This window comes from Streptomyces sp. NPDC059832 (assembly GCF_042731715.1).
Lineage (GTDB): Bacteria > Actinomycetota > Actinomycetes > Streptomycetales > Streptomycetaceae > Streptomyces.
On record NZ_JBHWIY010000003.1, the window covers coordinates 475,159 to 495,698 of the forward strand.

The following is a 20,540-nucleotide window of genomic DNA, read 5'->3' on the forward strand; positions in this document are numbered from 1 at the left end:
GTGACGGCTGAGCCCCACTCGGGACTACGCGGCCGCGGCGTCCGCGCTGCTCCGCACCCGCCAGAGCCAACCCGCACCGGCGAGTGTCACGACGGCCGTCGCGGCAATCGCCGTCCAGTACGCGGACTGCGACGGATCGTTGGGGTAGCTGAAGAGGAACCAGGCGACGTTCATCAGCGAGGGCGCCAGCACGGTCAGGCCGAAGCCGGTCCACTTCTGGCTCTTCGTCCAGTGCCCGGATCTGAACAGCACGACGGCTCCGGCGACCTTCAGCGCGAAGCCGAGCGGCACCCAGAGGTAGCCGAGGCCGAAGGCGAGCACCGGCAGCAGCACCACGAGCCACGCGGGCGAGCGGCGCGCGGGCGTCTTCCCCGCCCCGGTGCCGGGACCGGCGACGGCACCCGGACCGGCGACGGCACCGGGAGCGGGCCCGGGGCCGAACCCGGACTCCTGGAGCGCGGTGGCGGCGATGGTGCGCGGGTCGCCCAGTTCACGCAGAACGTCCCGGTCACTGCCGTCGGGCCGCTCGGCGAGCGCGATCTCGATGTGCTCGGCGAGATCGGCCACGAGCTCCTGCCGGCGGTCCGCCGGCAGCGCCGACGCCTCGCGCTCGACCGCCGCGAGGTAGTCCCGGACCAATTCGCTCCCGGCGCCGCTCCCGCCGCTTCCGGCGGTCCCGGCACTCCCGACGCTCTGCGACTTCTCGGTGTTCATCATTCGGTCTCTCCAGATACCTGCGGGTGCGTCTTCGGCGCGAGAAGGTGATCGACGGCATTCCGGAAAGCGGGCCATGTTCCCGTGAACTCCGCGAGCGCGGTGCGTCCGGCCTCGGTCAGCTCGTAGTAGCGCCTCGGGGGGCCCGAGGCGGACTCCTGCCAGGTGGTGACGACGAGTTGGTCCCGTCGCAGCCGTGACAGCAGCGGATACACCGTGCCCTGACTGGTCGCCAGTGCCCCGGTCTCCTCCAGCTCCCGCAGCAGCTCGACCCCGTACCGCGCCCCGTCACGCATCAGGGCGAGCACGCAGTACTCCAGCACGCCCTTGCGGAGCTGGCTCTCGGCCTTGCTCGCAGAGCGGTTGCTCGGACCACCTGGTTCCATGCAATGCAATGTACCTTGCCGCGCACAGGCATGTCCAAGCTGCCGGTCCCCGGCCCTTCCCAACTGATGGGTCGTCAGCTCTAATCGAAGGGTGATGGGACACGCAGGCATGGCCGCCATCGCCGTCCGGTACCTCAGGTCCGTCGGCGCCGCCACCACCGCAGGACCGGCACCGGTCGATGCGCTGCCGCGCCCGCATCTGCGAGCCGTCGCCGCCGATGAGCGGTCGCCCGTCGACCCGGGCGAATTCCGCCGCGTGCTGGGGAGCTTCGCCAGCGGCGTCACCGTCGTCACCGCGCACGACCCGGACGACCCGCAGGGCCCGGCGGGCTTCGCCTGCCAGTCGTTCGCCTCGCTCTCCCTCGACCCGCCGCTGGTCACGTTCATGGTCGCCCGTACGTCGACGACCTGGCCGCGCATCGCGCGCGCCGGGGCCTTCTGCGTCAACATCCTCGGAGCGCACCAGGGCGCGCTGTGCCGGGGCTTCGCGGTGAGCGGCGCGGACAAGTTCGCGGGGGTGGCGTACGAGGCCGCCCCGGTGACCGGGTCGCCGCTGCTGGACTCCGTGGCGGCCTGGGTCGACTGCCGCGTCCAGGCCGTCCACACCGGGGGCGACCATCTGATCGTCGTCGGCCGGGTGGAGGCGTTGGGTGCGGCGGCGGACGGGGCCGATCCGCTGCTGTTCCACCGGGGGGCGTTCGGGCGGTTCGGGCCGCTCGACGGGTGAGCGCGCACCACGGCTCCGCCCCGTTCCGCCCCGGCGGACCGGCTGTTCAGCCGAGGGGGTCGCGCGGGACGGCTTCGTGCAGCAGGTCCCGCAGCGCCAGTGCCGCCGGAAGCGGGACGGCGGGCAGCGCGACATGTACGGTCCGGCGCGGGGCGAGGTCGCCCAGCCGGCAGACGGCGAGTTCGGCGGGGACCGCCCAGGTGGCGAGCGAGGGGACCAGCGCAACCCCCAGCCCGGCCGCCGCGTAGCCGAACTTGCCGGTCCACTCGGCGATCCTGGTGATCCGCTTCGGCTCGAAGCCGGCCCGCTCGCACACCTCGGCAAGCATCATCGGCCGGTCGGCGGACACGTCCTGGAGCCAGGTCTCGTCGCGCAGTTCGCGCAGATCGATCGTCCCGGCCCCGGCCAGGCGGTGGTCGCGCGGGAGGACGACGAACAGCTCGTCCGCCAGCAGCACCTCCGTCGTGACGGCGTCGACCGACGGCAGACCGGACGGATAGTCGCTGACCACCGCCAGGTCCAGCGCCCCCTCCGCCAGGCGCCGCATCAGCTCACCGGTCCGGCCCTCGGCCGCGACGACCTCGACCTCCGGCCTGGACCGCACGAACGCCCGCAGCGCGGCGGGCACCAGCGAGATGTTGGCCGTGGCGAACGCCCCCACGCGCAGCCGCCCGCCCCGCCCGGCATGGATCACGGCCATCTCGTGCTCCGCGCTCGCCAGCCGCGCGAGCACCTCCACCGCGTGCCGGTGCAGCGCCCGGCCGGCCGGGGTCAGCCGTACGCCCCGGGCGAGCCGTTCGAAGAGCGGACCGCCCGCCCGTTTCTCCAATGAGGCGATGCGCCGGGACACCGCGGACTGCGTGTAGTCGAGGCGGACCGCGGCCTTCGTGAACGATCCGGTGTCGGCCACCGTCACCAGCAGACGCAGTGCGTCGATCTCGAACACATTCCCCCCATGCATGGCTCACATGCAATCTAGTCGCTGGTGGAATGCCTTGTCCGGCCCTAGCGTCGAGGAACGGGGCCGGAGAGCTGTGCCGCCCCATGGACTTCCCCGTATCAACTCCCAGGAGGAGAAGTGTCGTTACTGTCTGACACCCGGTCCGGGCGGGGCCGGTGACCGCGGGAGCCGCGGACTCGCTGTCCGCGATGCTGGCCGATCTGAAGGAGCTCGTGGTCTGTGAGTCCTTCTCGTCCGACCACCCGGCGCTGGCCCGCAGCGCCGAGGTCGTCGGCGCCCAGGGCGAGAGACTGCTGGGCCGGGCACCGGAGACGATCGTGGTCGCCGGGGTGCCCCATCTGCGGTGGGTCTTCGGCACACCGCGGGTGCTGCTGCTGGGGCACCACGACACCGTGTGGCCGACGGGTTCGCTGGAAACACATCCCTGGTCGGTGGTCGACGGGACGGCCCGGGGCCCCGGGGTCCTCGACATGAAGGCGGGCCTGGTGCAGATGTTCCACGCGCTGGCCTCCCTGCCGTCCCCGGACGGCGTGTGCGTGCTGGTCAACGGGGACGAGGAGGTCGGTTCCCCGACCTCCAGGGAACTGGTCGAGGAATCCGCGCGCGGCTGCGCGGCGGCCTTCGTGCTGGAGGCGTCCGCCGATGCGGAGGGCGCCCTCAAGACCGCCCGCAAGGGCACTTCGCGGTACGAGGTCGAGGTGCACGGAAGGGCCTCCCATGCCGGTCAGGAACCGGAGAAGGGGGTCAACGCGGCGATCGAGGCCGCCCACCAGGTCCTGGCCATCGCCGGTCTCGCGGCCTCGATGGGCCCCACCGGTTCGGTACTGGGGGACCCGACCGTCACACCGACGCTGCTGTCGGCCGGCAGCACCCTCAACACCGTGCCCGCCCGAGCGAAGGTGTCGGTGGACGTGCGGGTGCCCACCACGGCGGCGCAGGACCGGATCGACGTCCTGATGCGGGGGCTGACCGCCCGGACACCCGGGGCGCGGCTGCGCGTACTGGGCGGCAGGAGGCGGCCCCCGATGGAACCGGGCTCCTCCGCCGAACTGTTCTCCCTCGCCCGCGAGATCGCCTCGGAGCTGGGGCAGGAACCACTGCGGGGCGTCGCCGTGGGCGGCGCGTCGGACGGCAACTACACCGCGGGCGCGGGCGTCCCGACGCTGGACGGCCTCGGTGCCGTCGGCAGCGGCGCCCACGCGGACAGCGAGCATGTCGCGGTCGGGCAGATGGTCCCCCGTGCCCGGCTGCTCGCCCGGCTGATCGCGCGGACGAGGGGATGACCCGCGCACCCCGCACGCGGTCCGGCCGCGGAAACGGCCGGACCGCGACCGCATCCGGCGCACACCCGAAGGAGAAGTCCATGGCAGCAGCACCGAACGCCCTGTCCGCGGAGGCCGCCGAACTGGCCTCCACCCACCGACTCGGCGCACTGGAGGGCACGTTCGCCCCCAAGCGCCTGAACAGACTGCTCTTCGCCCTCTACATCTTCACGACGCTCTACCTGCTGGCGATGCTCGTGATACCCGGCCTGCTGTTCTTCTGGTGGCTGCGCCGGAATCCGGACTTCAGCCGAAGACAGGCCGCCAAGCGTCTCCATCTGTTCGAGAACGGAATGATCGTGCACCCGCAGTCCGGTGACGGCGTGGTCGTCATCCGCTGGGATTCCGTGCGGCTCTACCAGGACATCACCCAGAAGATCATCAACGGTATCCCCGGACCCACCGAGTACGCCTACTCCGCGGTGGGTCCGGGCCGTACCGGCGCGAGGATCACGCACTTCTACGAAGACCCCGAGACCTGGGGACCCCATATGCAGCAGGCCATTCTCCGCGCCCAGGGACCGGCGGTCCTGAAATCGGCCCTGGACGGCGAGACGGTCGGCTTCGGGGACCTGTCGCTCTCCCGGACCGGCCTGACCGCCAGGGGGAAGGGCGACCTCTCCTGGTCCGAGGTCCAGGAGATCCAGGTCGCGGCGGGCCGGGTCCGTGTCATGAGGACCGGCGGCTCCGGCCTCTGGTGCGGCGTCGCGGTCAGCGACATCGCGAACCTCCACGTCTTCCTGACCGTCGCCGAGCGCCTCTCCGCCGCCCACGGCCCGGCAGCCTGAAGAGCCTGCCGTCAGCCGAGCCCGACGGCGGCGTCCGAGGGTTCCCGGACCCGGCGGATCACCAGCGCCATCAGCGCCGCCGTCGCGCACAGCGCCCCCGACGCGTACCAGACCATGTCGTACGAGCCGAACACATCGCGCGCCACTCCGCCCAGGAACGCCACCAGCGCCGCCCCCACCTGGTGGGAGGCCAGCACCCAGCCGAAGACGATGGCGCTGTCCTCCCCGTACTGCTCACGGCACAGGGCCAGCGTCGGCGGGACGGTGGCGACCCAGTCCAGGCCGTAGAAGACGATGAAGAACACCATCGGCGGATGCACCGACGGCGCCATCAGCATCGGCAGGAAGAGCAGCGAGACGCCGCGCAGCGCGTAGTAGACGGCGAGCAGCCGCCGGGCGTCGAAGCGGTCGGTGAGCCAGCCGGAGAAGACGGTGCCGATAATGTCGAAGACCCCGATGACGGCGAGCAGCGAGGCCGCGGCGGTGATGGGCATGCCGTGGTCGTGGGCCGAGGGCACGAAGTGCGTACGGATCAGACCGTTGGTCGAGGCCCCGCAGATCGCGAACGTACCGGCCAGCAGCCAGAAGGGTCCGGTGCGCGCCGCGTCGATCAGTACGCGTACGGTCCGCCGCGCCGCCCCGCGCGCGGGTGCGGGCTTCTCCGTGTAGGTGCCGCCGTACGGGGCGAGGCCCACGTCGGCCGGGTGGTCGCGGAGCAGGAACCAGACGAACGGGACGACGACCAGGGCCGCGAGCGCCACCGTCACCGAGGCCGGGCGCCAGCCGTGTTCCTCGACGATCCAGGCACACAGCGGCAGGAAGACCAGCTGCCCGGAGGCGCCCGCCGCGGTGAGGATGCCGGTGACCAGGCCGCGCCGGGCCACGAACCAGCGGTTGGTGACCGTGGCGGAGAACGCCAGCGCCATGGAGCCGGTGCCGAGGCCGACGAGCAGGCCCCAGTAGATCATCAGCTGCCAGGAGGCCGTCATCCATACGCTGGCCAGCGCCCCGGCCGCCACGGTGCTGAGGGCGACGACGACGACCCGGCGGATGCCGAAGCGGTCCATCAGCGCGGCGGCGAACGGTGCGGTGAGCCCGTACAGCGCCATGTCGATGGAGACGGCGAGTCCGATCTCCCCGCGTGACCAGCCGAACTCCGTGTTGAGCGGGTCGATGAGGAGGCCGGGGAGGGAGTTGAAGGCGGCGCCGCCGATGATCGTCACGAAGGTGACGACGGCGACGATCCAGGCGCGGTGAACACGTCGGCGGGAGGGGCGGCCGGGGGGTGCGGGGGTGGCCTGCCGGTCGTCGTCCCGGGCGGCGCTTTCGGTTGTCTGGGTCACGTCATTCAGCATCGGGCCGCGGCACTTCTCCTCACGAGTGGCCGGAAGGACACCGTTCGCAGGGATCGGGCCACCGGGATCGTCGCCCCGCGGCCCGGACGGGCGGGCCGGTGTGCGCGTACGATCGCCAGTCGGCCGACGGGCCGGGCCCGCCGGCCTCGTCACGCACCGATCCGGGGGATTCCATGCAGTGGGCAGCACGCCAGCACTTCCACCACCGCTCCGCGCTGATGCAGACCTGGGGCGCCGTACTGCTGCTCATCGCCTGTGCCCTGTGGGTCCGGCTGGGCTTCCTGCTGGCGGACCCGCAGGGCATGTACTGCTACCGCGGCATGTCGTCGGTGTGCGAGGTGGAGAGCGACGTGCCGAAGCAGCTGACCGTCCTGGGGATCTCCGCGCCCCTGTCCGTCCTCGGTGCGGGACTGCTGGTCGCCGGCAGTGTGCGCAGGCAGACCAGCGCCCATGTCTTCGAGGTCATCGAGATGCAGAAGTCCGAGGAACGCAGCCGGGAGAAGTGACCAGGGCCGTCACCGCCCAGGCGAACCCCGCCCCCACCGCGTACCAGAGCAGATCGGGTGCGCCGAAGGTCGAGCCGAGCACCAGCCGCGCCACCGTGCTGTGCCGGGAGAGCTCCGCGGGCACCCCGGTCAGTTGCAGCAGCTCCACCGCCCAGCTGAACGCCAGCGCCGCCCCGGCCCGGACGACCGGCCGCGCGCCGGGCGCGATCACGGCGGCCAGGGCGCAGATCAGTACCGTGTAGAGCGCGTCCCCGGCGTACTTGGCGAAGGCGCCGTCCGCGAGTGCCCTGACCCCGAGCCCGGCGAGGACGGTCAGGACCGCGGCCCCGGCCGCGACCGCGCGTGCGCGCGGGCCCGTCCGGGGCGCGGCCACCGGTCCCCCGGTCACGCGATCCGCTCCAGCCGGCTGATCGGCCGGGCCACCAGCAGTACCGCCACCACCACCATGTTGATCACCGCTCCGGCCAGCAGCACCTCGGGCGCCCCCACCTGGTCCGCGACCGGTCCCGCCAGTGCCCGGCCCGCCGCCAGCATCAGCAACGAGCCCGCCACGTCGTACGCGTGCAGGCGGTTCAGCGCCTCGGGCGGCACATGGGTCTGGACCGTCGTCGACCACATCACCAGCCAGAACGCGAACGCCGCACCCGCCACGAACTGCCCCGCCCCGAGCGCGGGCACCGGCAGCCCGAGGCCCAGCACCAGCAGGTTCACGCAGACCCCGGTCAGCGCGACGGCCCCGGCCGCGAGCGGGCGGCGGGGCCTCAGGCGCAGGGCGAGCAGCCCGCCGACGACGCTGCCCGCGCCGTTCACCGCCATCATCACGCCGTACGTCCCCGAGCCGTGCGCCTCGGTGACCTCGACCGCGGTGAGCGGCAGCATCGGGCCGAGCACCATGAAGCCGTACACCGTCCAGATCGCGATCACCCCCCACAGCCAGCTGCGGGCCCGGAACTCCCGCCAGCCGTCGACCAGTTCGGCGACGAAGCCGCCGCGCTGCGCGTCGTCCGACGGGGCCGGGGCGAGCCGGAGCAGGAACAGGCAGAGGCCGGAGACCAGGAACGTCGACGCGTTCGCCGCGTAGACCGCCCCGGCGCTGGCCAGCCCGACGAGCATGCCCGCGAAGGCCGGGCCCGCCATGGTCATCAGCGCCTCGGAGACCCTCAGCACCGCGTTGCCCCGCTGCACGTCCGAGGCCACCCGGGGCACGGTCGAGGCGACGCCCGGCTGGAAGAGCGCGGCGCCCACCCCGGCCACCGAACTGAGCGTGTACACCACCCACAGCGGCGGGTTCCCGGTGGCGAAGGAGAACGCCAGCACCGAGGCCCCGACCAGCCGCAGCGCATCCGCTAGGATCATCATCCGGCGGGGGGTGAACCGGTCCGCCAGTACGCCGCCGAAGAGCACGAAGAGCGCCAGCGGCCCCATCCAGGCCGCGAGCGCGAAGCCCACCGAGGAGTGCGGCCGGCCGGCCCCCAGCAGTCCCGCGGTGAGCGCCACCGGGATCATGCCGTCACCGAAGAGCGCGGCGGTGCGGGCGACGAAGAAGAGCCGGAAGTTACGGTTCCAGAGCCCTTCCGACCGGCCATCGCCCAGGCCGTCCCCCAGGCCGTCACCGAGTCCGCCGCCCCTCGCGCGCAAACTGGGTGAACCGGGCAAAAGGGGCTGCACACCATCGCGTTCGACGGCGGGAATGCGCGGGTGCTCCGCTGACTTTTCCTTCACAGGAGTGACATGTATCAGGCTTGAGGTCTATACCACTAGGGGTGAAGGGAGTCCGCCAATGCCGCACCGAATCGCCGTCCTGGCCCTCGACGGGCTGCTCCCCTTCGAACTGGGCATCCCCCAGCGGATCTTCGGCCGCGCGTTCGGCGTCGAGCCGCACAACGAGGGCCGCAGTCTGTACGAAGTCGTGACCTGTTCCGTCCGCCCGCCGGGCCCGGTCCGTACCGACGCGGACTTCACGATCACCGTCGAGCGCGGGCCCGAGGCCCTGGCCACCGCCGACACGGTGGTGATTCCCGCCAGTTACGAACTCGGCCCGGTCCACTCGGAGGGCAGGCTCACCGAGGAGCTGGCCGCCGCGTTCGCCCACATCAGGCCGGGGACCCGGATGGTCTCGATCTGCACGGGCAGCTATGTGCTGGCCGCCGCCGGATATCTCGACGGGCGCCCCGCCACCACCCACTGGTGGCACGCCGACCACTTCCAGCAGCTCTTCCCCGAGGTCCGGGTCGACCCGGACGTCCTGTTCATCGACGACGGGGACGTCCTGACCTCCGCCGGGGTCGCCGCCGGGATCGACCTCTGCCTGCACATCGTGCGCCGCGACCACGGCACCGCCGTCGCCAACGACGTCGCCCGCCGCACGGTCGTGCCCCCGCACCGGGACGGCGGGCAGGCGCAGTACATCCAACGCCCGGTGCCCGAGAACCGGTTCGCGACCACGACCACCGCGCGCACCTGGGCGCTCGGGCGGCTGGAACGGCCGATCCTGCTGCGCGACATGGCGCAGCAGGAGTCGATGAGCGTGCGGACCTTCACCCGCCGGTTCCGGGAGGAGGTCGGGGTCAGTCCCGTCCAGTGGCTGACCCGGCAGCGGGTCGAACGGGCCCGGCACCTGCTGGAGTCGACGGACCTGTCGATCGACCAGGTGGCGCGGGAGGCGGGTTTCGGGACGCCCACGTCGCTGCGGCAGCACCTCCAGGCGGCGCTGGGGGTGTCCCCCACGGTGTACCGGCGCACCTTCCGCGCCGGGAGGGTCTGAGGGGGCGCGTCCGGGAGGTCAGAACACCAGCACGCCCCGTGCCACCCGGCCGTGGTGCGCGTCGTCCGCCGCCTTGGCGAAGTCCTCCACCGGGTAGGTGGTGGTGACGAGTTCGTCCAGGAGCAGCCGGCCCTCCCGGTACAGCTCCGCGTAGAGCGCGATGTCCCGCTGCGGGCGCGAGGAGCCGTACCGGCAGCCCAGGATCGACTTGTCCAGGTACATCGACGAGACGAGGAACGACGCCTCCGCCGTCGCCGCCGGGACGCCCAGCAGGATCGCCTGGCCGTGCCGGTCCAGCAGGTCGATCGCGCTACGGATCAGCTCCGTACGGCCCACGCACTCGAAGGCGTGGTCGGCGCCGGTCGGCAGGATCTCCCGCACGCCGTCCGCCGACGTCAGGAAGTGCGTCGCGCCGAACCGCCGGGCCGCCGCCTCCTTCGCCGGGTTGGCGTCGACAGCGACGATCGTCAGCGCGCCCGCGATCCGGGCACCCTGGATCACGTTGAGCCCGATGCCGCCGGTGCCGATCACCACGACCGTGTCGCCCCGGTCGACCTTCGCCCGGTTGAGCACGGCTCCGACGCCCGTCAGCACCCCGCAGCCGATCAGGGCCGCGGAGGTCAGCGGGATGTCCGCCGGGATCTTCACCGCCTGCACGGCCTTGACCAGGGTCCGTTCGGCGAAGGCCGAGTTGGACGCGAACTGGTAGTACGGCTTCCCGCGCCGTGCGAACGGCTGCCCCGGCCGCCCGATCGCCTTGCGGCACATGGTCGGGCGCCCCCGGTCGCACTGGGCGCACGCCCCGCAGTTGGCCAGCGTGGACAGCGATACGTGGTCGCCGGGCGCCACATGCGCGACGCCCGCGCCGACCGCCTCGACCACGCCCGCGCCCTCGTGCCCGAGCACCACCGGCGCCGGGAACGGGATCGTCCCGTCGATCACCGAGAGGTCGCTGTGGCACAGCCCGGCCGCGGCCACCGCCACCAGCACCTCGCCGGGACCCGGATCGCGTATCTCCAGATCGTCGACGACCTCGGTCCGCTTGCCGTCGAAGACGACGCCTCTCATCTCGGCTCCCTCGGTAGGCCGAGCACCCGCTCGGCGATGATGTTCCGCTGGATCTCGTCCGAGCCGCCGTAGATGGTGTCGGACCGGGTGAACAGGAACAGGCGCTGTGCCTCGTCGAGTCCGTACGGTGCCTTCGCCGACCAGTCGTCCGGGCCGACGGCCGCCGCCGCGCCCCTGACCTGCACGGCCAGTTCGCCCAGGCGCTGGTGCCAGCCGCCCCAGAGCAGTTTCGCCACACTGGGCGCGCCGGGGTCGCCCGTGGAGCCGAGGGTGCGCAGGGCGTTCCAGCGCATGGTCCGCAGCTGGGCCCACTGCCGTACGAGGCGTTCGCGCAGGACCGGGTCGGTGACGGCGCCGCTGTCGACGGCCGCGCGGACCACCCGGCCCAGTTCGGCGGCGAAGCCGATCTGCTGGACGAGCGTGGAGACGCCGCGCTCCAGGGCCAGCAGGCCCATGGCGACCGTCCAGCCGTTGCCCTCGCCGCCGACGCACTCCTCGGCGTGCGCCCCGTCGAAGAAGACCTCGTTGAACTCGCTGGTCCCCGACATCTGACGGATCGGCCGCACCTCGATCCTGCCGGGCTGGTCCATCGGCACCAGCAGGAACGACAGGCCGTGGTGGCGGCGGGAACCGGGCTCCGTGCGGGCCAGCACGAAGCACCAGTCGGCCTCCTTCGCCAGTGACGTCCAGATCTTCTGCCCGGTCACCCGGTGGCCGCCGCGGCTCCGGTCGGGCACCGCGGCCGTGCGCACCGCGGCGAGGTCCGATCCGGCGTCCGGCTCGCTGTATCCCTGGCACCAGAGCGCGTCGCCGCGTGCCACGGCGGGCAGGAAGCGCCGTTGCTGTGCCTCGCTGCCGTAGGCGATCAGGGTCGGGGCGAGAAGGTTTTCGCCGATGTGGCCGACCCGGGCGGGGGCGTCGGCGCGGGCGTACTCCTCGGCCCAGACGACCTGCTGGGTGAGGCTCGCTCGGCGGTTGCCGTGGCCGGCGCCGCGGTTCTCCCAGCCGAGGCCGATCCAGCCGTCGCGGCCGAGTTCGCGCTCCCATTCCCGGCGGATCGCGACGCCCTCGTGCTCGCTGCCGGGGCCGCCGGTGCCGGCCGCCGCCGCGTACGCCCCGACGAGGTGTGCCTCCAGCCAGGCACGGGCTTCCTCGCGGAACGCGGTGTCGTCGGGGCCGAAGCTGAAGTCCACGGTGCCTCCTGACCGTTGCCGCTCACCATCGAGCCCGTCCGGGGCGGAGCCCCGGCGGGCGGGGCTCATGCGTTCGGCCGCGCCTTCGCCGCGGCCGCCGCGGCCATCTCCTCCAGTCGCGCCAGCATCGGCATCGGGTCCGTGCCCACCGTCCCCGGCAGGAAGTCCGCGATCCGCTCCGGGGTCCACGCCCCCTCCACGTAACCGGCCCGCAGCTCCCTCGGCTGGGCCCAGACCGCGATCTTCGGCCCCGCGACCGTGTACACCTGGCCGGTGATCTTCTCCTGGCGGGCCCGTTCGCTGAGCAGGTAGACGACGAGCGCGGCCACGTCCTCCGGCTCGCCGATCTCCTTGAGTTCCATGGGGACGTTGGCGGACATCCGGGTCCGGGCGACCGGGGCGACGGCGTTGGCCGTGACGCCGTACTTGTGCAGGCCGAGCGCCGCGCTGCGCACCAGCGAGATGATCCCGCCCTTGGCGGCGCTGTAGTTGGCCTGGGCGACGCTGCCCTGGTGGTTGCCGCTGGTGAAGCCGATCAGGGTGCCGCCGCCCTCCTGCTTGCGCATCACCGCCGAGGCGGCCCGGAAGACGGTGAAGGTGCCCTTGAGGTGGGTGGCGACCACCGGGTCCCACTCCTCCTCGGACATGTTGAACAGCATCCGTTCCCGCAGGATCCCGGCCACGCAGACGACTCCGTCGATCCGCCCGAACCGCGCGAGCGCCGTGTCCACGATGCGCTGGCCGCCCGCCATCGTGGAGATGTCGTCGGCGACCGCCACCGCCTCCCCGCCCGCCGCCTCGATCTCCTTGACGACCGACTCGGCCACCTCGCTGCTCGGCTCGCCGCCCCCGATGGAGACGCCGTAGTCGTTGACGACGACCCTCGCCCCCTCGGCCGCCGCCGCGAGCGCGACCGCCCGCCCGATGCCGCGACCGGCACCCGTCACGGCCACCACCTTGCCTGCCAAGAAGTTCCCCATGCCCGGCCCCTTCCCGCGGTTTCTGACGGACCGTTAGATTTTATGGGCCATCAGGTCCACGAGCACAAGCCCCAGGAGGCGCCATGTCACTGCCGGCCGAGTTCCACGACATCGCGAAGCGGGTCAACAACTGGGGCCGCTGGGGCGCCGACGACGAGATCGGGACGCTCAACCTGATCACCGACGCCGTGGTGCGCGAAGCCGCGGCCACCGTCCGCACCGGCGTGCGGATCCCGCTCGCACTCCCCCTCCAGCAGGACGGCGTACAGAGCGGGCTGATCCCCGGGCGGATCAATCCGCTGCACACCATGGTCCAGATCAACCAGGAGCTCTTCGGCCCCGGCACCGTCGCCACCAGCGACGACACGGCGGTCCTGAGCCTGCAGACGGCCACCCACTGGGACGCCCTCACCCATGCCTCGCACTCGGGGAAGATCTACAACGGCCGCCCGGCCGCGACGATCACCGCACACGACGGCGCCCGGTTCAGCGGGATCGACAAGGCGCCGCACATCGTCTCGCGCGGGGTGCTGCTAGATGTGGCGCGCGCCCTCGGCACGGACCGGCTGCCCGGCGGCCACGCCGTCACCCCCGAGGACCTGGACGCGGCCGAGGAGCTGGCGGGGGTGCGGGTCCGGTCCGGAGACATCGTGCTCGTACGGACCGGGCAGGTGCAGGTCCATCTGGCGGGCGACAAGCAGGCGTACGGCTATCCCTCGCCCGGCCTGTCGATCCGGACGCCCGAGTGGTTTCGCGCGCGCGATGTGGCGGCGGTCGCCAATGACACCCTGACCTTCGAGATCTTCCCGCCGGAGATCGACGACCTGTGGCTGGGGGTGCACGCGCTGGACCTGGTCGAGATGGGCATGCCGCAGGGCCAGAACTGGAACCTGGAAGCACTGTCCACAGCCTGTGCGCAGGAGAAGCGGTACGCCTTCCTGCTCTCCGCGATGCCGGAGCCGTTCGTCGGTGCGACCGGCACCCCGGTCGCACCGGTCGCCATCCTCTGATCGGCCGTCCCCGGGGGGGGACCGGCCGGTGCCACACAGCGGCCCGGAACAACTGCTTTAACCTTTATGCAAGATGCGTAGCGACCTGCGACGCCTTGCGCACATCGCGGTCCGCGCCCTTCGCGCCGGAGTGCAGTGGCCGCTGGATCAGCGGCGCGCCCCGGTCGACCTCGCACCAGATGCGCTTGCCCGCACCTTCGGGCTGCCAGCCCCAGCGGTCGGCGAGGCCGTCGACCAGCTCCAGACCCCGGCCGTTGGTGTCCTCGCCCGCCGCGTGGCGCTGCTGCGGCGGGCGACAGCTGGTGTCGGCCACCTCGACCCGGACGGTCCCGGCCGCACCGGCCGTGCCCGTCAGGCCGAACAGCATGCGCAGCACGGCCGGGCACCCGGTGTGCACCACCGCGTTGGTGACCAGCTCCGAGATCAGCAGGATGAGCGTCTCGGCCAGCGGCTCGTCGTCCCTTATCCCGGACCCGACCAGTCTCGACCGGGCCCATCTACGGGCCCGCCCGACCTCCGCGGGATCCGGCCCGACCTCCAGCTGAACCTGAAGCACCTGCACCGCTCACACCATCCGAACCGGCGGACACATCGCCTCGCGCCTCCTCAGGGTCACGGAACGTGATTCCCTTGCGAGACAGCATGGTTGACGTACAGTCACCGCAACAAGCGCTTCGGGCATATTCCAGCGCGAAGGAGTACGCGTAGTGCATACTGTGCGACGCTCGCTGCGGGAAGTCGAACAGAGGCGCGTCGAGGCCGCGGGAGCCGCCTCCCGGGCACGCCCGGCACTTCTGCCTGGAACGCGAGCAGGGCACCTCTTCCGGTCCGGAGTCGCCGCACGGGCAACACCCGGATCGCCCGGTTCCAGTTCCTGTCGCATCCAACGGAGCGTACCCGAGCGCGGCGCCGACTCCGCCCCGTGACGGAAGACGTGAAGGGCGCGGGCCGGAACCTACACCCGCCGACTGCACTGTGTAACTCCGCAGCGTGAGGCTCCTGCCTCTGCCTGTCACATTCATGCACCGGGCATTCGCCCGCTTCCGGGTGCCCGAAGCCTGCACGGAACCCGTCCGGCTTCAGCACAGGTCCCCCGCAAGCACCTCCTCGGCCGCCGCCGCCGTCAGCCACTGCCCGGACCGCAGCCAGGCCCGTTTGAGGTGCAGGTGAACATCTGACTCCCAGGTGAAGCCCATGCCGCCGTGCACCTGGAGGCAGTCGCGCGCGTTGCGGACTGCCGCGTCGTCGGCGAGCAGCTTGGCGCCCGCGATCTCGACCGGGTCCGCGGTGACGGCCGCCGCGTACACGGCGCAGCGGGCCAGCTCGGCGCGGACCAGCATCCCGGCGCACAGGTGTTTGACCGCCTGGAAGGACCCGATCGGCGATCCGAACTGTTCGCGCGTACCGGCGTGTTGGACGGCCATCTCGGTCGTCCGGGCGGCACTGCCGAGCTGTTCGGCGGCGGCGAGCAGGGCCCCCTCGTCGCGCAGCCGCTCGCCCCCGGGCAGCGGCTCGCCGGCCTCCGCGGGGCCCGCGACCCGCCACAGCGGCGTGAACGGGTCGAGCGAACGTACGGGGCCGGCCGCGTCCCGTACCCGCGCGGCGTCCCGCAGCGCGCCGCCGGACACCCGCGGTGCGCCCCCGGGGCCGAGTACGAGCAGCGCGTCCGCCTCCCCCAGGTGTGCCACCGGCTGCCCCGGGTCGAGCACGGCGACCACCGCCTCGCCCTGCGCCGCGCCCTTCACCGGACCGGCCGCGAGATGGGTGGCGATCAGTGGCCCCGGCAGCAGCGAGCGCCCCGCCTCCTCGAAGAGGAGGACCGATTCGGGCAGCCCCAGGCCGACACCCCCCTCCGCCTCCGGCAGCCGCAGCGCGAAGAACCCGGCCTCGCCGAGCTCCCGCCACAGCGCCCGGTCGATACCGGTACCGGCGTCGAGCGCGGCCCGCATCCGGTCCCTGCCGAAGCGCCCGGCGAGGAGTTCCCGCACCCCCGCCCGCAGGGCCCGCTGGTCGTCCGAGAGCTGGAAGTCCACAGTCCGCTCACCGCCCCTTCGGCAGGCCGAGAATCCGCTCGGCGACAAGGTTCCGCTGGATCTGCGAGGTACCGGCCGCGATGGTGTACGAGAGCGAGGAGAGCCGGTCCAGCACCCACTCCCGGTCCAGATCCGCACTGTCCGCGCCGAGCACCTCGGCAGCCGCCTCGTACAGCTCCTGGCGGGCGTGCGAGTACCGCAGCTTGAAGACCGAGCCCCCGGTTCCGGGGACGCCGCCGGTGCTCTGCGCCTCGCTGACGTTCCACTGGGTGAGCCGCCACAGCGCCCGGAATTCGGCGTTCAGCCTGCCCAGCCTGCGGCGCAGGACCGGGTCGTCCCAGCGTCCGCCGCGCCGGGCCTCGGCCGCCAGTGCCGCCAGGGTGCGGCGGCAGGCGACGACCTCGCCGACGAACGCCGTTCCGCGCTCGAAGGAGAGGGTGACCATGGTGACCCGCCAGCCGTCGTTCTCCGCGCCGACGCGGTGGGAGACCGGCACCCGCACCTCGTCGAGGAACATCTCGGCGAACTCGGTGGATCCGGCGAGGGTGCGCAGCGGGCGGACGGTGACCCCGGGCGCGTCCATCTCCATCGCGAGCCAGCTGATCCCCCGGTGCTTGGGCGCCGCCGGGTCCGTACGCACCAGCAGCTCGCACCAGTCGGCGACCTCCGCGTGCGAGGTCCAGATCTTGCTGCCGCTCACCACGTAGTGGTCGCCGTCGCGCACCGCCCTGGTCCGCAGCGCGGCGAGGTCCGAACCGGCTCCGGGCTCGCTGAACCCCTGGCACCAGATCTCGTCGCCGCGCAGCACCGGCGGCAGCCAGCGGGCCCGCTGTCCGGCCGTGCCCTCGGCCGCGATCGTCGGCCCGGCGTGCAGCAGCCCGACGAAATTCGCGCCGACGTACGGGGCCCCGGCCCGCTCTGTCTCCTCCAGGAAGATCAGGTGCTGGGTCGGGGTCGCGCCCCGGCCGCCCGCGTCGACGGGCCAGTGCAGACCCGCGTAGCCCGCGTCGTACAGCGTCCGCTGCCAGGCCGTGTCGTACGCGCGGCGCCCCGGCCAGTCGTCCGGGCCGGGCTTCGCGGGCAGTCGGGGGAGCACGGCGGCCAGCCACTCGCGCAGCTGCGCCCGGAACTCCTCTTCCTCCTCCGTGTACGCGAGGTCCATCGCGCGCCTACTTCTCGCGGTCCCGGTCCAGGTCCAGCCCGAGCATCCGGATCGCGTTTCCGCGCATCAGTTTGTAGACGGTCTCGTCGTCCAGCCCCTTGACGTGGTCGAGGGCGACCTCCTTGGTGTGCGGGAAGGTCGAGTCGACGTGCGGGTAGTCGGTCTCGAAGGTGGCGTTGTCCCGTCCGACGACGTCGAGCGAGGCGACGCCGTGCTTGTCGCGGAAGAAGCAGCAGAACATCTGCCGGTAGTAGTACGTGGACGGCGGCTCGGGGATCAGATCGCGCACCCCGCCCCAGGCCCGGTGCTCCTCCCAGACGTCGTCGGCGCGCTCCAGGGCGTACGGGATCCAGCCCATCTGGCCCTCGCTGTACGCCAGTTTCAGCCGGGGGAACTTCACCAGGACCCCGCTGAACAGGAAGTCCATCATCGAGGCCATGGCGTTGTTGAAGGAGAGGCTGGCCTGGACGGCGGGCGGGGCGTCCGGTGACGCGGCGGGCATCTGCGAGCTGGACCCGATGTGCATGTTCACGACCGTGCCGGTCTCCTGGCAGGCGGCGAAGAAGGGGTCCCAGTAGCCGGTGTGGATCGACGGCAGCCCGAGGTAGGTGGGGATCTCCGAGAAGGTCACCGCCCGCACCCCGCGCGCCGCGTTCCGCCTGATCTCCGCGACGGCCAGGCCGATGTCCCAGAGCGGGATGATGCAGAGCGGGATCAGCCGGCCGCCGCTGTCGCCGCACCACTCCTCCACCATCCAGTCGTTGTAGGCGCGGACGCAGGCGAGCGCGACCTCCTTGTCGTGCGCCTCGGCGAAGGTCTGGCCGCAAAAGCGCGGGAAGGTGGGGAAGCAGAGGCTCGCCTCGACGTGGTTGAGGTCCATGTCCTTGAGCCGCTCGGCCGGGTCCCAGCAGCCGGGCCGCATCTCCGCCCGGGTGATCCCCTCCAGCGTCATGTCGTCGCGGTCGAAACCGACGGCGGCGATGTTGCGCTTGTACGGGAACTTCAGGTCCTCGTAGATCCACCAGTCGGTCGGCGGGCCGTCCGGGTCCATCGTGATGACGTACTTGCCGCCCGTGTACGCCAGCTCTCCGATGCCCGCGGTGAGCGGCTGCGGGCCGCGCTCGCGGTACTTGGCGGGCAGCCAGGTCGAGAAGAGATGCGGCGGCTCGATCACATGGTCGTCGACGCTGACGATCCGAGGCAGTTCCGTCATGGTGTCCCCTTCGGCGCGCTCATTTCTGATGACCCGTCAGATTGACGTCGTCCTCAGGCTAGCCCCGCACCCCTGGACCGACAAGGCGCGGCGCTCTACGCTCTCCGCACTATCTGACTGTCCGTCAGCTGTGAGGGGTTCGCCGTGACCGAGACCGCGCACGCCCTGGGTGCATCGGGCACCTTCTGGGAACTCGTCGAACGCCGGGCCGGCCTGACCCCGGACCGCCCGTTCCTGATCCAGGACGACCGCACCCTGACCTTCGGCGAGCTGCGCACCCGCGGCGAGCGGGTCGCGGCCGGGCTGTGGGAGATGGGCGTACGCCCCGGCGGCGTCGTCGCCTGGCAGCTGCCGACCCGGATCGAAACGGTGCTGCTGTCGTTCGCGCTGACCCGGATCGGGGCGGTGCAGTCGCCGGTCATCCCGTTCTACCGGGACCGCGAGGTGGGGTTCGCGCTGCGCGAGTCGAAGGCGGAGTTCTTCGCGGTGCCGGGCACCTGGCGCGGCTTCGACCACACGGCGATGGCCGGACGGCTGGCGACGGACCGGCCGCCGGTGGTGTTCGAGCCGTACGCCTCGCTGCCGGACGGCGATCCCTCGGTGCTCCCGCCGCCGCCCGGCGACGGTACGGCGGTGCGCTGGATCTACTGGACCTCGGGCACCACCTCCGACCCGAAGGGGGTCCTGCACACCGACCGCAGCCTGATCGCGGGCGGCTCCTGCCTGGCCCACGCGCTGCGGCTGTCGGCGGACGACATCGGTTCGGTGGCCTTCCCGTTCGCCCATGTCGGCGGGCCGGACTACGCGGTGATGCTGCTGCTGTACGGGTTCCCCGCGGTGCTGTTCGAGCACTTCGCGATGGAGGACGCGCTGGCGGAGTACCGGCGTCACGGGGTGACGGTCGCGGGCGGGTCCACGGCGTTCTACTCGATGTTCCTGGCCGAGCAGCGCAAGGTCCCGGGCCAAAAGGTGATCCCGACCCTGCGGCTGCTGGCGGGCGGCGGGGCGCCGAAGCCGCCGGAGATCCACCACGCGGTGGTACGGGAGATGGGCGTCCAGCTCACCCACGGGTACGGCATGACCGAGGTCCCCATGATCACGATGGGCTCCCCCGACGACACGGTGGAACACCTCGCCGAGACGGAGGGGCGTCCGCCCGCGGGCATGGAGATCCGGATCACCGACGAGGGCGGCAAGCCGCTGCCGTACGGCACGGACGGCGAGGTGCGGCTGCGCGGGGAGGCCGTCTGCGCGGGCTATCTGGATCCGGCGGCGTCCGCGGCGGCGTTCGACACGGAGGGCTTCCTGATCACCGGCGATGTCGGCCACGTCAGGGAGAGCGGGCATCTGGTGCTCACCGGGCGGCTGAAGGACATCATCATCCGCAAGGGCGAGAACATCTCCGCCAAGGAGATAGAGGACCTGCTGCACCGGCACCCGGACGTCGGGGACGCGGCGGTGATCGGGCTTCCGGACCCGGAGCGCGGCGAGCTCGTCTGCGCGGTCGTGGAGCAGCCGGCGGGCGCCGCGCCGCTGACACTGGCGGGGGTCACGGGGTATCTGCGGGCCGAGGGGCTCTCCGTGCACAAGCTGCCGGAGCGGCTGGAGGTGGTGGCGGCGCTGCCGCGCAACGAGGCCCTGCGGAAGGTGCTGAAGTACCGCTTGCGCGAGCAGTTCGCCTGACGGGCTGCGGGGGGGGGTGCGGGGCGGGCCCCCGCACCCCCCGTGGTCCTACGCGTCCGGGGCGAACACCGTGAAGTAGCCGGCGAACGCCGACACCGCCTCGTCCTCCGTGATCCTGCCGTCCTGGTCCGCGTCCAGGCTCCGCGCCGCGAGCGCCGCCGCCCCGGCGCTCGCGCCCAGCACCTGGAGCGCCCGCTCCAGGGCGGGTACGGACGCGGCGCCCCGGTCGTCCCGGTCCGCCACGGCGATGGCCGCGCGCAGGAAGGGGCGGGCGATCTCCGCGAAGCGCTCGGGGTTGTCGCGCAGCCGTTTGACGGCCCCGCCCACGAACTCCTCACGGGTGACGCGCTGGTCCCCGTCGACATCGGCGATGCCCGCCATGCCCTGCCAGAACGCCTCGGCCCCGGTGTAGAGCGCCTGGCCCTTGTCGCAGCGCGCCGTCGTACCGAATTCGGCGAGCAGACGGGCGGCGGCGGCACTGAAATCCGCGCGATCGATGTATCCGTTGCCGTCCTGGTCGAAGGCGGCGAAGCGGAAAGCGATCTTGCGCTCATACTCTGCGCTGTCCATGCGGGGAGCGTACGACGCCGGAAGGCGTCACGTGTCACTTACGCGCTTTGCCGGTGTGACAACCCGGTCATCGCGCCCTGTCCACGGGGCGCCGCGCCCGTGCGC

21 protein-coding genes are annotated in these 20,540 nt (G+C 72.3%); 7 read left to right on the forward strand and 14 right to left on the reverse strand.

Annotated elements, in window-relative coordinates:
- Window positions 1–24: 24 nt before the first annotated feature.
- Window positions 25–717: a DUF1700 domain-containing protein gene (locus ACFV8T_RS07420; protein ID WP_385325426.1), complete on the reverse strand. Its 693-nt coding sequence runs from the start codon at window positions 715–717 to the stop codon at window positions 25–27.
- Window positions 714–1,100: a PadR family transcriptional regulator gene (locus ACFV8T_RS07425; RefSeq protein ID WP_385325427.1), complete on the reverse strand. Its 387-nt coding sequence runs from the start codon at window positions 1,098–1,100 to the stop codon at window positions 714–716. The genes ACFV8T_RS07420 and ACFV8T_RS07425 overlap by 4 nt, the downstream gene beginning before the upstream one ends.
- A 109-nt stretch (window positions 1,101–1,209) precedes the next feature.
- Between ACFV8T_RS07425 and ACFV8T_RS07430 the strand changes: the two genes are divergently transcribed.
- Complete coding sequence (locus ACFV8T_RS07430) at window positions 1,210–1,827, forward strand: flavin reductase family protein (protein ID WP_385325568.1); 618 nt, start codon at window positions 1,210–1,212, stop codon at window positions 1,825–1,827.
- A gap of 46 nt (window positions 1,828–1,873) precedes the next feature.
- On the opposite strand, the gene ACFV8T_RS07435 is transcribed toward ACFV8T_RS07430, so the two are convergent.
- Window positions 1,874–2,788, reverse strand: a complete 915-nt coding sequence (locus ACFV8T_RS07435; RefSeq protein WP_385325429.1) for a LysR family transcriptional regulator — start codon at window positions 2,786–2,788, stop codon at window positions 1,874–1,876.
- A gap of 188 nt (window positions 2,789–2,976) precedes the next feature.
- On the opposite strand from ACFV8T_RS07435, the gene ACFV8T_RS07440 reads away from it, so the two are divergent.
- Entirely contained in the window at window positions 2,977–4,071 is a 1,095-nt protein-coding gene (locus ACFV8T_RS07440) for a M20 family metallopeptidase (protein ID WP_385325570.1), read from the forward strand.
- A gap of 80 nt (window positions 4,072–4,151) precedes the next feature.
- Window positions 4,152–4,898, forward strand: coding sequence for a DUF6585 family protein (locus ACFV8T_RS07445; protein ID WP_385325431.1), 747 nt, complete (start codon window positions 4,152–4,154; stop codon window positions 4,896–4,898).
- A gap of 11 nt (window positions 4,899–4,909) precedes the next feature.
- On the opposite strand, the gene ACFV8T_RS07450 is transcribed toward ACFV8T_RS07445, so the two are convergent.
- Entirely contained in the window at window positions 4,910–6,253 is a 1,344-nt protein-coding gene (locus ACFV8T_RS07450; RefSeq protein WP_385325432.1) for an MFS transporter, read from the reverse strand.
- A 173-nt stretch (window positions 6,254–6,426) separates the two neighbouring features.
- Between ACFV8T_RS07450 and ACFV8T_RS07455 the strand changes: the two genes are divergently transcribed.
- Window positions 6,427–6,759: a hypothetical protein gene (locus ACFV8T_RS07455; RefSeq protein WP_385325434.1), complete on the forward strand. Its 333-nt coding sequence runs from the start codon at window positions 6,427–6,429 to the stop codon at window positions 6,757–6,759.
- Here ACFV8T_RS07455 and ACFV8T_RS07460 read toward each other — a convergent pair.
- Together ACFV8T_RS07460 and ACFV8T_RS07465 are read right to left on the reverse strand one after the other, a co-directional pair.
- Window positions 6,716–7,147, reverse strand: coding sequence for a DUF2809 domain-containing protein (locus tag ACFV8T_RS07460; protein WP_385325435.1), 432 nt, complete (start codon window positions 7,145–7,147; stop codon window positions 6,716–6,718). The genes ACFV8T_RS07455 and ACFV8T_RS07460 overlap by 44 nt on opposite strands.
- On the reverse strand, window positions 7,144–8,481 hold the full coding sequence (locus ACFV8T_RS07465) for an MFS transporter (RefSeq protein WP_385325437.1): 1,338 nt from the start codon (window positions 8,479–8,481) through the stop codon (window positions 7,144–7,146). The genes ACFV8T_RS07460 and ACFV8T_RS07465 overlap by 4 nt, the downstream gene beginning before the upstream one ends.
- A gap of 58 nt (window positions 8,482–8,539) precedes the next feature.
- On the opposite strand from ACFV8T_RS07465, the gene ACFV8T_RS07470 reads away from it, so the two are divergent.
- Entirely contained in the window at window positions 8,540–9,523 is a 984-nt protein-coding gene (locus ACFV8T_RS07470; protein WP_385325439.1) for a GlxA family transcriptional regulator, read from the forward strand.
- 18 nt (window positions 9,524–9,541) lie between these two features.
- Here the strand turns inward: ACFV8T_RS07470 and ACFV8T_RS07475 are convergent, their stop codons facing one another.
- The 3 genes from ACFV8T_RS07475 to ACFV8T_RS07485 form a co-directional block, all read right to left on the reverse strand.
- Window positions 9,542–10,591, reverse strand: a complete 1,050-nt coding sequence (locus ACFV8T_RS07475) for a Zn-dependent alcohol dehydrogenase (RefSeq protein WP_385325441.1) — start codon at window positions 10,589–10,591, stop codon at window positions 9,542–9,544.
- Window positions 10,588–11,784, reverse strand: coding sequence for an acyl-CoA dehydrogenase family protein (locus ACFV8T_RS07480; protein WP_385325443.1), 1,197 nt, complete (start codon window positions 11,782–11,784; stop codon window positions 10,588–10,590). The genes ACFV8T_RS07475 and ACFV8T_RS07480 overlap by 4 nt, the downstream gene beginning before the upstream one ends.
- 65 nt (window positions 11,785–11,849) lie before the next feature.
- On the reverse strand, window positions 11,850–12,764 hold the full coding sequence (locus tag ACFV8T_RS07485) for an SDR family oxidoreductase (protein ID WP_266415774.1): 915 nt from the start codon (window positions 12,762–12,764) through the stop codon (window positions 11,850–11,852).
- 83 nt (window positions 12,765–12,847) lie between these two features.
- Here ACFV8T_RS07485 and ACFV8T_RS07490 point away from each other — a divergent pair, with 83 nt between their 5' ends.
- A complete protein-coding gene (locus tag ACFV8T_RS07490; protein WP_385325444.1) occupies window positions 12,848–13,774 on the forward strand; it encodes a cyclase family protein in 927 nt (308 codons plus the stop codon).
- Window positions 13,775–13,838: 64 nt separating this feature from the next.
- Here ACFV8T_RS07490 and ACFV8T_RS07495 read toward each other — a convergent pair whose 3' ends face one another.
- The 4 genes from ACFV8T_RS07495 to ACFV8T_RS07510 form a co-directional block, all read right to left on the reverse strand.
- Window positions 13,839–14,336, reverse strand: coding sequence for an ATP-binding protein (locus ACFV8T_RS07495; protein WP_385325446.1), 498 nt, complete (start codon window positions 14,334–14,336; stop codon window positions 13,839–13,841).
- A gap of 517 nt (window positions 14,337–14,853) precedes the next feature.
- Complete coding sequence (locus tag ACFV8T_RS07500; protein ID WP_385325447.1) at window positions 14,854–15,807, reverse strand: acyl-CoA dehydrogenase family protein; 954 nt, start codon at window positions 15,805–15,807, stop codon at window positions 14,854–14,856.
- Window positions 15,808–15,814: 7 nt separating this feature from the next.
- Window positions 15,815–16,969: an acyl-CoA dehydrogenase gene (locus tag ACFV8T_RS07505; protein WP_385325448.1), complete on the reverse strand. Its 1,155-nt coding sequence runs from the start codon at window positions 16,967–16,969 to the stop codon at window positions 15,815–15,817.
- A 7-nt stretch (window positions 16,970–16,976) separates the two neighbouring features.
- On the reverse strand, window positions 16,977–18,182 hold the full coding sequence (locus ACFV8T_RS07510) for an amidohydrolase family protein (protein WP_385325450.1): 1,206 nt from the start codon (window positions 18,180–18,182) through the stop codon (window positions 16,977–16,979).
- Window positions 18,183–18,326: 144 nt separating this feature from the next.
- Between ACFV8T_RS07510 and ACFV8T_RS07515 the strand changes: the two genes are divergently transcribed.
- On the forward strand, window positions 18,327–19,865 hold the full coding sequence (locus ACFV8T_RS07515) for a class I adenylate-forming enzyme family protein (RefSeq protein ID WP_385325451.1): 1,539 nt from the start codon (window positions 18,327–18,329) through the stop codon (window positions 19,863–19,865).
- 48 nt (window positions 19,866–19,913) lie between these two features.
- Here ACFV8T_RS07515 and ACFV8T_RS07520 read toward each other — a convergent pair whose 3' ends face one another.
- The gene (locus tag ACFV8T_RS07520; RefSeq protein ID WP_385325452.1) at window positions 19,914–20,435 is read right to left on the reverse strand and encodes an EF-hand domain-containing protein; all 522 of its coding nucleotides are present in this window, start codon (window positions 20,433–20,435) and stop codon (window positions 19,914–19,916) included.
- Window positions 20,436–20,540: the final 105 nt, after the last annotated feature.

Bases quoted from the DNA above. Each gene is read 5' to 3' on its own strand.
- ACFV8T_RS07450 (WP_385325432.1), bottom strand. From the start codon at position 6,253: ATGCTGAATGACGTGACCCAGACAACCGAAAGCGCCGCCCGGGACGAC.
- ACFV8T_RS07440 (WP_385325570.1), top strand. From the start codon at position 2,977: ATGCTGGCCGATCTGAAGGAGCTCGTGGTCTGTGAGTCCTTCTCGTCC.
- ACFV8T_RS07445 (WP_385325431.1), top strand. From the start codon at position 4,152: ATGGCAGCAGCACCGAACGCCCTGTCCGCGGAGGCCGCCGAACTGGCC.
- ACFV8T_RS07435 (WP_385325429.1), bottom strand. From the start codon at position 2,788: ATGCATGGGGGGAATGTGTTCGAGATCGACGCACTGCGTCTGCTGGTG.
- ACFV8T_RS07510 (WP_385325450.1), bottom strand. From the start codon at position 18,182: ATGACGGAACTGCCTCGGATCGTCAGCGTCGACGACCATGTGATCGAG.
- ACFV8T_RS07470 (WP_385325439.1), top strand. From the start codon at position 8,540: ATGCCGCACCGAATCGCCGTCCTGGCCCTCGACGGGCTGCTCCCCTTC.
- ACFV8T_RS07420 (WP_385325426.1), bottom strand. From the start codon at position 717: ATGATGAACACCGAGAAGTCGCAGAGCGTCGGGAGTGCCGGGACCGCC.
- ACFV8T_RS07485 (WP_266415774.1), bottom strand. From the start codon at position 12,764: ATGGGGAACTTCTTGGCAGGCAAGGTGGTGGCCGTGACGGGTGCCGGT.
- ACFV8T_RS07490 (WP_385325444.1), top strand. From the start codon at position 12,848: ATGTCACTGCCGGCCGAGTTCCACGACATCGCGAAGCGGGTCAACAAC.
- ACFV8T_RS07430 (WP_385325568.1), top strand. From the start codon at position 1,210: ATGGCCGCCATCGCCGTCCGGTACCTCAGGTCCGTCGGCGCCGCCACC.
- ACFV8T_RS07455 (WP_385325434.1), top strand. From the start codon at position 6,427: ATGCAGTGGGCAGCACGCCAGCACTTCCACCACCGCTCCGCGCTGATG.
- ACFV8T_RS07505 (WP_385325448.1), bottom strand. From the start codon at position 16,969: ATGGACCTCGCGTACACGGAGGAGGAAGAGGAGTTCCGGGCGCAGCTG.
- ACFV8T_RS07425 (WP_385325427.1), bottom strand. From the start codon at position 1,100: ATGGAACCAGGTGGTCCGAGCAACCGCTCTGCGAGCAAGGCCGAGAGC.
- ACFV8T_RS07520 (WP_385325452.1), bottom strand. From the start codon at position 20,435: ATGGACAGCGCAGAGTATGAGCGCAAGATCGCTTTCCGCTTCGCCGCC.
- ACFV8T_RS07475 (WP_385325441.1), bottom strand. From the start codon at position 10,591: ATGAGAGGCGTCGTCTTCGACGGCAAGCGGACCGAGGTCGTCGACGAT.